Source organism: Bradyrhizobium sp. NP1, from assembly GCF_030378205.1.
GTDB lineage: Bacteria > Pseudomonadota > Alphaproteobacteria > Rhizobiales > Xanthobacteraceae > Bradyrhizobium.
Window position 1 is genome coordinate 6611728 of the sequence record NZ_CP127385.1, and the last position, 11574, is coordinate 6623301.

At 64.5% G+C, this 11574-nt stretch carries 10 protein-coding genes; 6 read left to right on the forward strand and 4 right to left on the reverse strand.

The genetic code is table 11. The annotated features are described in order from the left end of the window. Positions 1–28: 28 nt before the first annotated feature. The 3 genes from hutU to hutI are packed head-to-tail and all read right to left on the reverse strand — an operon-like array spanning position 29 to position 4483. Entirely contained in the window at positions 29–1699 is a 1671-nt protein-coding gene (gene hutU / locus QOU61_RS31995) for a urocanate hydratase (RefSeq protein ID WP_289655173.1), read from the reverse strand. Between the two features lie 13 nt (positions 1700–1712). After that, positions 1713–3284 carry a histidine ammonia-lyase gene (gene hutH, locus QOU61_RS32000; protein WP_502876846.1) on the reverse strand — a complete coding sequence of 524 codons (1572 nt, stop codon included), beginning with the start codon at positions 3282–3284 and terminating at the stop codon, positions 1713–1715. Then, the gene (hutI, locus tag QOU61_RS32005; RefSeq protein ID WP_289655175.1) at positions 3269–4483 is read right to left on the reverse strand and encodes an imidazolonepropionase; all 1215 of its coding nucleotides are present in this window, start codon (positions 4481–4483) and stop codon (positions 3269–3271) included. The genes hutH and hutI overlap by 16 nt, the downstream gene beginning before the upstream one ends. Before the next feature lie 85 nt (positions 4484–4568). On the opposite strand from hutI, the gene QOU61_RS32010 reads away from it, so the two are divergent. The 5 genes from QOU61_RS32010 to QOU61_RS32030 all read left to right on the forward strand — a co-directional run bounded on the left by QOU61_RS32010 (position 4569) and on the right by QOU61_RS32030 (position 9365). Further along, complete coding sequence (locus QOU61_RS32010; RefSeq protein WP_289655176.1) at positions 4569–5927, forward strand: formimidoylglutamate deiminase; 1359 nt, start codon at positions 4569–4571, stop codon at positions 5925–5927. After that, positions 5924–6685 carry a histidine utilization transcriptional repressor HutC gene (hutC, locus tag QOU61_RS32015; RefSeq protein ID WP_289655177.1) on the forward strand — a complete coding sequence of 254 codons (762 nt, stop codon included), beginning with the start codon at positions 5924–5926 and terminating at the stop codon, positions 6683–6685. Before QOU61_RS32010 ends, hutC begins: the two co-directional genes overlap by 4 nt. Before the next feature lie 89 nt (positions 6686–6774). Next, on the forward strand, positions 6775–7719 hold the full coding sequence (locus tag QOU61_RS32020) for an ABC transporter substrate-binding protein (protein ID WP_289655178.1): 945 nt from the start codon (positions 6775–6777) through the stop codon (positions 7717–7719). A 90-nt stretch (positions 7720–7809) separates the two neighbouring features. Next, complete coding sequence (locus tag QOU61_RS32025; RefSeq protein WP_289661979.1) at positions 7810–8583, forward strand: ABC transporter permease; 774 nt, start codon at positions 7810–7812, stop codon at positions 8581–8583. Beyond that, entirely contained in the window at positions 8580–9365 is a 786-nt protein-coding gene (locus QOU61_RS32030) for an ABC transporter ATP-binding protein (protein WP_289655179.1), read from the forward strand. Before QOU61_RS32025 ends, QOU61_RS32030 begins: the two co-directional genes overlap by 4 nt. 45 nt (positions 9366–9410) lie before the next feature. Here QOU61_RS32030 and QOU61_RS32035 read toward each other — a convergent pair whose 3' ends face one another. Next, entirely contained in the window at positions 9411–10085 is a 675-nt protein-coding gene (locus QOU61_RS32035) for a LuxR C-terminal-related transcriptional regulator (RefSeq protein WP_289655180.1), read from the reverse strand. A gap of 558 nt (positions 10086–10643) precedes the next feature. Between QOU61_RS32035 and QOU61_RS32040 the strand changes: the two genes are divergently transcribed. Then, positions 10644–11546, forward strand: coding sequence for a LuxR C-terminal-related transcriptional regulator (locus QOU61_RS32040; RefSeq protein ID WP_289655181.1), 903 nt, complete (start codon positions 10644–10646; stop codon positions 11544–11546). The last annotated feature ends 28 nt before the right edge of the window (positions 11547–11574 follow it).

Sequence of the window (11574 nt, forward strand, 5' to 3'; positions counted from 1 at the left end):
AGCGGCACGGGAGATTGGCGGTCGGCCGCTACAGGGCGAGGCTGGGCAGATCGAGCCCATGGGCCCGCGCGCACTCGATCGCACTTTCATAGCCCGCATCGGCGTGACGCATGACGCCGCTCGCCGGATCATTCCACAGTACCCGCTCGAGGCGGCGTGCGGCCTCGGCCGTTCCGTCGGCGACGATCACCATGCCGGCATGCTGCGAATAGCCGATCCCGACGCCACCGCCGTGATGCAGCGAGACCCAGGTGGCGCCGCTCGCGCAGTTGAGCAGCGCATTGAGCAGCGGCCAGTCGGATACCGCATCCGAGCCGTCGCGCATCGCTTCGGTCTCGCGGTTCGGGCTTGCGACCGAGCCGCTGTCGAGATGATCGCGGCCGATCACGATCGGCGCCTTCAGCTCGCCGCGCGCTACCATCTCGTTGAAGGCCAGCCCCAGCCGGTGGCGATCACCAAGACCGACCCAGCAGATCCGCGCCGGCAGGCCCTGGAACTTGATTCGCTTCCTGGCCATGTCGAGCCAGTTATGCAGGTGCTTGTCGTCGGGCATCAGCTCCTTCACCTTGGCGTCGGTGCGAAAGATATCCTCTGGGTCTCCCGACAGGGCCGCCCAGCGGAATGGCCCGACGCCGCGGCAGAACAGCGGACGAATGTAAGCCGGGACGAAGCCCGGGAAATCGAAGGCGTTCTTCAATCCCATGTCCTTCGCCATCTGGCGGATGTTGTTGCCGTAGTCGAGCGTGGGAATGCCTTGGGCATGAAAATCCAGCATGGCCTGGACGTGTCTGACCATCGAGCCCTTGGCCGCAGCCTCGACCGCCTTGGGATCGGCCTCGCGCTTCGTCTCCCATTCGGCAAGCGTCCATCCGCTCGGCAGGTAGCCGTTGATCGGGTCGTGCGCGCTGGTCTGATCGGTGACGACGTCAGGCCGCACGCCACGGCGCACCAGTTCCGGAAAGATATCGGCGGCATTGCCGAGCAGGCCGATCGAAACCGGCTTGTTGGTCTCGGCCGCCTGCGCAAGGACCGCGAGCGCTTCGTCGAGCGTAGAGGCCTGCCGGTCGAGATAGCCCGTGCGCAGCCGCATCTCGATGCGGCTCGGCTGGCATTCGACCGCGAGCATCGATGCGCCGGCCATCGTCGCGGCGAGCGGCTGCGCGCCGCCCATGCCGCCAAGTCCCGCGGTCAATATCCACTTGCCCGCGAGATTGCCGCCGTAGTGGCGCCGCCCCACCTCGACAAAGGTTTCATACGTGCCCTGCACGATGCCCTGGCTGCCGATATAGATCCACGATCCGGCCGTCATCTGCCCGAACATCATCAGCCCAAGCTTGTCGAGCGCATTGAAGTGATCGAGCGTCGCCCAGTGCGGCACGATGTTCGAGTTCGCGATCAAGACGCGCGGCGCGTCGGCATGGGTGCGAAAGACCCCGACCGGCTTGCCAGACTGGACGAGCAGCGTCTGATCGCCATCGAGCTTGCGCAGCGCGGCGACGATCCGGTCGAAACTTTCCCAGTCGCGGGTTGCGCGGCCGATGCCGCCATAGACCACGAGTTCGCTCGGCCGCTCGGCAACATCGGGATCCAGATTGTTCATGAGCATCCGCAGCGGCGCTTCCGTCAGCCAGCTCCTGGCGCTGATTTCCGGTCCACGGGGGGCGCGGATCACACGGTCGTTGTCCAGTCGGCGGTTCATGAGCGATGACCTTTCAGGCAAGCGTCGGAAACGGGTTTTCTCCAAGCGCGGCAATCGCGGCGGCCGGCAATGCGCCGGCTTCGACCAGCGCCCTGGCCTTTGCGAGATCGTCGGCCATGTAGCGATCGGCGCCGAGCGGCGGGACCTGCGCGCGCAACGATGCAATCACGGCCGCAAGCGCAGGGCTGGTCAAATGCGGCAGGCGCAGCCCGATCCCTTGTGCCGCAACCAGGAGCTCGATGCCGAGAATGGTCGCAAGGTTGTCGGCCATGTCCGACAGCCTGCGCGCGGCGTGCGCGGCCATCGACACATGATCTTCCTGGTTGGCACTGGTCGGCGTCGAGTCGATCGAGCAGGGAGCGGCGCGCTGCTTGTTCTCGGCATAGAGCGCGGCCGCCGTCACCTCGGCAATCATGAAGCCGGAATTGAGGCCGGGCTCGGCGGTCAGGAACGGCGACAGCCCGAAGTTGAGCGCGGGATCGACGAGCGTGGCGATCCGCCGCTCGCTGATCGCGCCGATCTCCGAGAGCGCCAGCGCGATCTGGTCGGCGGCAAACGCGACCGGCTCGGCGTGAAAATTTCCGCCCGAGACGATCTCTCCGCTCTCGACCAGCACCAGCGGATTGTCGGTCACGGCGTTGGCTTCGATGGTCAGCGTGCGGGCGGCCTGCATCAGCAAATCCAGCGCGGCGCCAACCACCTGCGGCTGGCAGCGCAGGCAGTAAGGGTCCTGCACGCGCTCGTCGCCTTCGAGATGCGATTGCCTGATGTCGCTGCCCGCCAGTAACGCCGTCAGCGCTCTGCCTGCCGCGACCTGCCCGGGATGGCTGCGAAGCGTGAGGATCTCGGAGCGGAACGGCGCGGTCGACGCCATCGCCGCGTCGACCGACAAGGCGCCTGTCACCAGCGCCGTAGTGGCGAGCCTGTGGGCGCGCAGCAGGCCGGCAACGGCATAGGCCGTTGAAAACTGCGTGCCGTTGATCAGAGCCAGGCCTTCCTTCGGACCGAGCGTCAACGGCACGAGAGAGGCGGCCGACAGCGCATCGCGGGCGGGCACGATTTTTCCGCCGACGACCGCCTGACCTTCGCCGATCATCACGGCGGTCATATGCGCAAGAGGCGCCAGATCGCCGGATGCGCCCACCGAGCCCTGTTGCGGCACCAGCGGATAGATGCCGCGTTCGAGCATGCTCTGGAGCTGCTCGATGACCTCGCGGCGAACGCCCGAAGCGCCTCGGCCCAGCGAGATGATTTTCAGCGCCATCATCAGCCGGACGATCGGCTCCGGCGTGGCCGGCCCTACCCCGCAGCAATGCGACACGATGAGGTTGTATTGCAGCAGCGCCGTCTGCTCCGGGGCGATCCGCTTCGACGCCAGCTTTCCAAATCCGGTATTGATGCCGTAAACCGGGATATCCGCACGCGCGGCTGCCGCGACAATGGCGCACGCCGCATCGACGCCCGGCCAGAACGAGGGATCGAGGACGATGCTGGCGCCGGCAAGCACCTGCGCGAGATCATCCAGGCTGACCGTGCCAGGTGCAACGACGAGCGGAGCGCCCCGGCCGTTCACTGGCCTCTCCATACCCGGCGATGCAATGGATTGAAGCCGATCCGGTAGACCAGCTCGGCCGGCCGTTCGATGTCCCAGATCGCAAGGTCGCACCATTTGCCGGCCTCGAGCGTGCCGGTCTCGCCGAGAAGCCCGAGCGCACGGGCGCCTTCCCGCGTCACACCCGCCACGCATTCGGCAACGGTCATCTTGAACAGCGTCGCGCCCATGTTCATGGCCAGTAGCAGCGAGGTCAGCGGCGAGCTGCCGGGATTGCAGTCGGTCGCCAGCGCCATGGCCACGCCATGCTTGCGAAACAGCTCGACCGGCGGCTTCACCGTCTCCCGAATGAAATAGAAGGCGCCCGGCAGCAGCACCGCCACCGTCCCTGCCCGCGCCATGGCGACAACACCGTCCTCGTCCGTATGCTCGAGATGATCTGCCGATAGTGCGGAGAATTCGGCGGCAAGCGCGGCACCGCCGAGATTCGAGAGCTGATCCGCATGCAGCTTGACCGGCAATCCAAGTGCCTTTGCCGCCCGGAACACCCGCGCCGTCTGATCGGCTGAGAAAGCGATGCCTTCCATAAAGGCGTCAACCGCGTCGGCCAGTCCGGCCCGCGTCACCGCCGGCAGCATCTCCTGGCAGACAAGATCGATGTACCGATCCTTGTCGCCACCGGCTTCCGCAGGCAGCGCGTGCGCGCCAAGAAACGTCGCCCGGATGGTAACCGGCCGGCTGCGGCCGAGCGTGCGCGCGGCAGCAAGCTGCCGCATCTCGGTTTCCGTGTTGAGGCCATAGCCGGACTTAATCTCCAGCGTCGTCACGCCCTCGGCCATCAGCACATCGAGCCTTCCCGAGGCGCCTGCGACCAGTTCAGCCTCGCTGGCCGCCCGCGTCGCTGCGACAGTCGAGACGATGCCGCCGCCCGCGCGCGCGATCTCTTCGTAGCTTGCGCCCTTAAGCCGCAGCTCGAACTCGTGCGCGCGGTTGCCGCCAAACACCAGATGGGTGTGACAGTCGATCAGTCCCGGCGTGATCCACCGGCCCGCGCAGTCGATCCGCTCCACCGCATCGGCATCCCCTGGAAGGTCGGAATGGCTGCCTGCAAAAACGATACGGCCATCGCGCGACGCGATGACGCCGCGCTCGATCACGCCGAGATCCGGCAGATCGCTCCGAACCGTGGCGAGCCGGGCATTATGCCAGATCCGATCAAAGCGCTCGGCCATGCGGCATCTCCTTCACGGTGGGATGCTTGACGCGTTGATATGTCTATACATATGATCGCGTTTCTGTCCAGCCGGTCTGAAAAACATGTCGACGCTGCATTTCGGGTCCGCATTGCTTCCCTCGGGATGGGCGGATGACGTGCAGATCGTGGTGACGGACGGGATCATCACGCGCGTTGCGGCCGGCACGGCGCCCGGACCGCACGACGAACGCCACGCGCTCGCGATCCCCGGAATGGCGAGCCTGCACAGCCACGCCTTCCAGCGCGGCATGGCCGGGCTTACGGAGACGCGTGGCACCGTCGCGGACACGTTCTGGACCTGGCGCGAGACGATGTATCGCTTCGCGCTGAACATGACTCCCGAGGACATCGAGGCCGTTGCAACGCTGCTCTATGTCGAGATGCTCGAGCAGGGTTTTACGCGCGTCGGCGAATTCCATTATCTCCATCACGATCGCGATGGCAGCCCCTATGCCAACCCGGCGGAAATGACGACGCGCATTGCGCGCGCCGCCGAGATCAGCGGCATCGCGCTAACCCTGCTGCCGAGCTTCTATGCGCACGGCTCGTTTGGCGGCACGGCGCCCCATGACGGCCAGCGCCGCTTCATTTGCTCGGTCGACCAGTTTGCCGAGCTGATGGTTGCGGCACGCGCGGCCGTCCGCGCCTTGCCCGGCGCCAATGTCGGCGTCGCCCCCCACAGCCTGCGAGCCGTGACGCCGGACGAGCTGGCGGCAATCGTGCCGCTCGCCGACGGCGGTCCGGTGCACATCCATGCCGCCGAGCAGACCAGGGAAGTCGACGAATGCATCGCGTGGTGCGGCCATCGGCCGGTCGAATGGCTGCTCGACCATGCGCCGATCGATCGGCACTGGTGCCTGATCCATGCGACCCACATGACGGCTGCGGAAACCACGGCGCTCGCGAAGAGCGACGCGGTCGCGGGCCTCTGCCCGGTGACCGAGGCCAGCCTTGGCGACGGCATTTTTCCGGCCCGCGAATTCGCGGCCGCCGGCGGGCGGTTCGGTATCGGCACGGATTCCAATGTGCTGATCGGGGTCGCCGACGAGCTGCGCCAGCTCGAATATGGTCAGCGGCTGAAGCACCGGGAGCGCAATGTGTTGTCCGGCGGTCCCGGCGTCTCGACCGGCCGCGCGCTGTTCGACGCCGCGCTTGCCGGCGGCGCTCAGGCGCTGGCGCAGACAGTCGCCGGATTTCAGAGCGGCGCCCGCGCCGACATCGTGACGCTGGACACCGCGCATCCCTCACTTGCCGGACGCAGCAGGGATGCCGTGCTCGACGGCTGGATGTTTGCGGCAGGCGCCGGCGCCATCGCCGGTGTCTGGGCAGGCGGAAACAAGGTTGTCGAGGGTGGACGCCACCGGCTTCGCCAGCGGGCGCGCGATGCCTTCGGCGCCGCCGTGCGGAGGCTCGTGGCATGAGCCTCTCGCTCGATCGCGGCAAGCCTCTCGCGGCCGAGAAGCCGACATACAAGCAGATTCGGCTCGACATCGAGCACAAGATCCTGACCGGCGAATGGCCGCCGGGCCACCGCATCCCGTTCGAGCACCAGCTCATGGCGCGCTACGGCTGCTCGCGCATGACGGTCAGCAAGGCGCTGTCGGAATTGGCGCAGGCCGATCTTATCGAGCGGCGGCGACGGGCCGGCACGTTTGTTCGCCGCCCCAAATTCCTCTCGGCGGTCCTCGAAATTCCCGACATCCGGGCGGAGATCGGCGCGCTCGGCCGCAGCTACGGCTACGAGTTGATCCATTGCGCGCGCCGCTTCGCCAACGCCGCCGACCGCGCCCGTCTTGGCGTCCGCAAAACCGGCAAGGTGATCGCGATCGCGTGCCGCCACAGCGCCGACGACGTGCCTTTCGCGATCGAGGACAGATTGATCGATCTCGACGTGGTGCCGGAAGCCGCGAAAGCGGATTTTGCGGTCGAACCACCCGGCTCGTGGCTGCTCAACCATGTGCCCTGGACGGAGGCCGAGCATTCGATCAGCGCGATCATGGCCGATGACGCGTCCGCGGCGGCGCTGGAGATTGCGATCGGCGCCCCCTGCCTCGTGATCGACCGGCGCACCTGGCGCAGCGCCCGAACGGTGACGGCCGTTCGCCTGCTCTATCCCGGCGAGTCCCACAAACTGGTTGCCCGTTTCAAGGGCGGCCGCGATGGTGTCAAGCCCAAATGACCGCCCAGCACGACAGCGGGCGATGCAGCAGCGTCGCCTTGGACAAATCAACGAGACGCGAGTTATCAGCCAACAGGAGGGATACAGTCATGCGTAGTCTTGGAATATTTGCAGCGTTCGCCGCAATCCTGGTGTCCGCACCCGCCGTTGCCGACGACGTGAAGGTCGGCATCGGGATCTCGGGATGGACCGGTTTTGCGCCGCTGACGCTTGCCAAGGAGGCGGGCATTTTCAAGAAGAACGGCCTCGATGTGACGCTGAGGAAGATCCCGCAGAAGGATCGCCACCTGGCGGTCGCGTCAGGTGACATCCAGTGTGCGGCGACCACGGTCGAAACCTGGATATCGTGGAATGCCAACGGCGTCGCCACCAAGCAGATCTTCCAGCTCGACAAGAGCTACGGCGCCGACGGCATGGCGACGCGAAGCAACATCGCCTCGATCAAGGACTTGAAGGGCAAGACGGTCGCGGCATCCGCCCCCGGCACCTCGCCCTATTTCGCGCTGGCGTGGATGCTCAAGAAGAACGGCCTTTCGGTCAAGGATGTCACCGTGGTGAACCTGGAGCCGGCCGCCGCAGCGCAGGCCTTCGTCTCCGGCCAGAACGATGCGGCCATGACCTACGAGCCTTACCTTTCGACGGTGCGCGCAGCGCCGGACAAAGGCAAGATCATCGCCACCACGCTCGACTACCCGATGGTCATGGATACGTTCGGCTGCACGCCGAAGTTCCTGGCCGACAATCCGAAGGCCGCGAAGGCGCTGGCCGACAGCTACTTCGAAGCGCTCGCCATGATCGAGAAGGATCAGGCCAAATCCTACGAGATCATGGGCACGGACGTGAAACAGTCCGGCGAGCAGTTCGGCAACTCGGCGAAATACCTGCGCTGGCAGGACAAGGCCGCGAACCAGAAATTCTTCGCCGGCGAATTCCAGGCCTTCACCAAGGAAGCGGCCGACCTGCTGCTCGAGATCGGCATCATCAAATCGACCCCGAAGCTCGACGATCTTTTTGACGCGAGCTTCATCAAGTAGAGTTCGACCGCAACGGCCAGATCCCGCTTCCCTCCGTGGGAGGCGGGATCTGCCGCGATCTGCGCATCGCCTTGAGGAAGAGGCCCTGTGATACGTCCCCTGGATCCCGTGACATCGAAGCAGCGCGTGGCCTTTGGCCTTGCGTTCTTCGTCCTGTTCGTCGCCGTGTGGGCATGGGCCACCTTCGGCGGCCACATCTCGAAGACGTTTCTCGCCAACCCGCTGACGATGCTGCAAGAGGGCTTCGATCTCCTGACCAAGCAAGGCTTCCTGTTCGACATCGGCATGACGATCTGGCGGGTTGTCGGCGGCTTCGTGCTGGCCGCCATCATCGCCGTGCCGCTCGGCATTCTGATGGGCGCCTACAAGCCGATCGAAGCACTGCTGGAGCCGTTCGTCTCCTTTGCCCGCTACCTGCCCGCCTCCGCCTTCATCCCGCTGCTGATATTGTGGGCGGGCATCGGCGAGATGCAGAAGCTGCTGGTCATATTCATCGGCGCGGTGTTCCAGATCATCTTGATGGTCACCGTCACCGTCGGAAATACCCGGCGCGACCTAGTCGAGGCCGCCTACACGCTGGGAGCCAGCGATCGCGGCATCATCGTCCGCGTGCTGCTGCCCTCCTCGGCCCCCGAGATCGCGGAGATCCTTCGGCTCGTCCTGGGCTGGGCGTGGACCTACGTCATCGTTGCCGAGCTTATCGGCTCTTCATCCGGCATCGGTCACATGATCACCGACAGCCAGGCCCTGCTCAACACAGGCCAGATCATCTTCGGGATCATCGTCATCGGGTTGATCGGCCTCGTATCGGATTTCCTGTTCAAGGCCTTCAACGCCTGGCTGTTCCCATGGAGACAGGCATGACCGAGCTTTTGCTCGATCAGGTCTCCCGCACCTTCCCCGCGCGTCAGGGCCACGCGCCCACGCGCGCGCTGGAGCCGACCGATCTCAAGGTCGGAAACAACGACTTCGTCACCATCCTCGGTCCGTCGGGCTGCGGAAAATCCACGCTGCTGCGCATCATCGCAGGGCTCGACCGGCCGACCAGCGGCCACGTCGCGCTGGACGGGCGCGAGATCACGGGCCCCGGCGCGGATCGCGGCATGGTGTTTCAGTCCTACACGCTGTTCCCATGGCTGACCGTGCGCGACAACATCGCGTTCGGCCTGCGCGAGCGTGGGATTTCGGAAGCGGAGCGCGGCACGATCGCCGACGGTTTCATCCAGCGGGTCGGCCTGTCCGGCTTCGAAAACCACTGGCCGAAGCAGCTTTCCGGCGGCATGCAGCAGCGCACCGCGATCGCCCGCGCGCTTGCCAACGATCCCAAGATCCTGCTGCTCGACGAGCCGTTCGGCGCGCTCGACAATCAGACCCGCATGCTGATGCAGGAAATGCTGCTCGGCATCTGGGAGCGCGACCAGAAAACCGTGCTGTTCGTCACCCACGACATCGAGGAGGCGATCTTCCTCGGCAGCCGCATCATCGTCATGAGCGCCCGTCCCGGGCGTATCAAGGCGGAGATCACGGTCGATCTTCCCCACCCCAGGTCATACAGGATCAAGACCACGCCCGAATTCGTCGGGCTGAAGGAGCGACTGGTGGAGGAAATCCGCGTCGAGGCATTGAAGGTCGCGGTCGACGGCTGACAACCGCTCGCGTGTCGACGACGCTGACCGCCTGCCTTGCGGCCGTCATCGCTTGCCGGTTACCGGAATCCGGCTCTCGCCCGGTGGTTCGATGAGTTCCTGCTGCGAAAGCGCGAGCGCCGCGAGAACCGTCCGGTTGCTGATGTCGAGCTTCTGGAAGATATGATGCAGGTGGACCTTGATGGTGCCGTCGGCAACATTCAGCCGACGCCCGATCTCCTTGTTTGACAAGCCCTCCGAAACCAGCCGCATGATCTGGCGCTCGCGCTCGGTCAACACCGCCGGGTCCCTCTCGGCATTCGCGGTTTGCGACGGCGCGAGAGGTCCTTCAGACAGGGCCAGCGATCGCTGGCCCTCCGCGACGCGACGCAAGGTCTGCACCAGGATCTCAGGCTCTTCGCCCTTCAGGATGACGCCGTAGGCGCCGGCTGCAGCCAGCATGGCCAGGTTGCGCTCCTCGACGGCGGCGGTGAAGAAGACCAGCCGCGTCGCGAGATTTTCGGTGTTGGCGATTGCAAGGATTTCCGGTCCGGAAATGTCGGGCATCGCGATGTCCAGCAGCGCGATGTCGGGCGCGAAAATTCGGATCGCTTCGAGGCAACTCACGCCATCGCTGCAGCGGGCAACTATTGTGAAGTCACGCTCCGCTCCGAGCATGCTGCTCAAGCCCTGCAGAACCACGGGATGCGGATCTGCGATAACAACACGAACACAACGCATACGCGCCTCAGCCTCCCCCTCAGGTGCCTGGGCGCCCCCCTTTAAAATCAACTCATTCCAAAATAGGTTTTACCTTATTGATTTACTGCAACAATTGCCACTATAGCCCAACCCGGGAACCGTGCCTATGGCAATCTTGCTGCCCCTCCTCGCTGCCAAGGACCATTCCGGCCCGGCAACGTGTGATCGCAGCGAGAAATCCGCTCGCCCAGAGAATGCAGGGCGATCGGGGCGCCGGTCCATCAGGCACGGACGCCGGTCCGCGATCTCGCAAGCGCTTGCGATGATGAACGACATTCCTCACCGTCCGCTAAATTACGTATATCCGAAGGTATATAGGGATATCGGGAATTTGAATCTAAAGTTCACAAAATCTTCACGGAGAGAGAAAGTGCCGTGAGGCGAGCAAGTTCCGAATCTTTCGATCTACCACCAAGAGCGGAGAGAGGACGAAGGGAGGTCGGCATTAAAGGCGATCTCCAAGGCGCCGGGAAATATTAGAGCCGGAGTTCAACCGTCCAGTCGATTATTCAGCAGTTAGCGGGCTGGGAGGGTCCTATGAGGCGGCGATATTCGTTCGCAACGGTTGTTATTGGAAAAAATAGCTTACGCAGAGAAGGCCTCGCAGGAATATTACGATCAGCACATTTTCGCATCCTGGCTTCCGTCTCCTGCGCGGATGATTTGCTCACCAGCAAGGTTCAGCCCGAGCAAACACTGTTTCTCATCATCCACAACGGCGACGACTTTGACGCCGCCATCGAGCAGATCGAGCTCTTCAAGGAGCGCCATTCAGGCAGCCGGATTGCCCTTGTCGCCGATCACTATCGGCTGACCGAGCTGGTCTCCGCGTTTCGCGCGGGCGCCACGGGTTACTTCGTCGACCTGATGAGCTGCGACGCATTCATCAAATCGCTCGAGCTGGTGATGATGGGGGAAACGGTCTTCCCGCCGGCATTTCTGGCACGCGTGCTCGACTCCGAGAGCGAGGCTGCAGCCGAATCCGGTCCGCGCGGCGACAACAGCGAGGTCATCCTCGGCGCCGAGGAGGAGACCATCGCGCCGCAGCTTTCGCCCCGCGAAAAGTCGATCCTGCATTGCCTGATCGAGGGCGATTCCAACAAATGCATCGCGCGGAAGATCGATATCGCCGAGGCGACCGTGAAGGTTCACGTCAAGGCGATCCTTCGCAAGATCCGGGTCCAGAACCGGACTCAGGCGGCGATTTGGGGAATGAACAACCGGTTCCTGGCACGCCTTTCAAGCAGCAAATTTCCGAATGGGAGCGCCGACGCGGCCCAGCATTCCGGCAACGGCATGGCCGAAGTGCATGAGATCAAGCGGGTCGAGGCCAAACCGGCCCTGGGTGCGGTCAATTACCACAGCAATCACATCCACCACGCCGACCGTCTCATCCGCAAGGACAGCGAATCTTCGGCGATGATCAGACTGCGCAAGTAGGCTGCGCGTGGCGCGGTCGAGGTAGTCC

Bases quoted from the DNA above. Each gene is read 5' to 3' on its own strand.
- hutH (WP_502876846.1), bottom strand. From the start codon at position 3,284: ATGGAGAGGCCAGTGAACGGCCGGGGCGCTCCGCTCGTCGTTGCACCT.
- QOU61_RS32010 (WP_289655176.1), top strand. From the start codon at position 4,569: ATGTCGACGCTGCATTTCGGGTCCGCATTGCTTCCCTCGGGATGGGCG.
- QOU61_RS32030 (WP_289655179.1), top strand. From the start codon at position 8,580: ATGACCGAGCTTTTGCTCGATCAGGTCTCCCGCACCTTCCCCGCGCGT.
- hutU (WP_289655173.1), bottom strand. From the start codon at position 1,699: ATGAACCGCCGACTGGACAACGACCGTGTGATCCGCGCCCCCCGTGGA.
- QOU61_RS32035 (WP_289655180.1), bottom strand. From the start codon at position 10,085: ATGCGTTGTGTTCGTGTTGTTATCGCAGATCCGCATCCCGTGGTTCTG.
- hutI (WP_289655175.1), bottom strand. From the start codon at position 4,483: ATGGCCGAGCGCTTTGATCGGATCTGGCATAATGCCCGGCTCGCCACG.
- hutC (WP_289655177.1), top strand. From the start codon at position 5,924: ATGAGCCTCTCGCTCGATCGCGGCAAGCCTCTCGCGGCCGAGAAGCCG.
- QOU61_RS32020 (WP_289655178.1), top strand. From the start codon at position 6,775: ATGCGTAGTCTTGGAATATTTGCAGCGTTCGCCGCAATCCTGGTGTCC.
- QOU61_RS32040 (WP_289655181.1), top strand. From the start codon at position 10,644: ATGAGGCGGCGATATTCGTTCGCAACGGTTGTTATTGGAAAAAATAGC.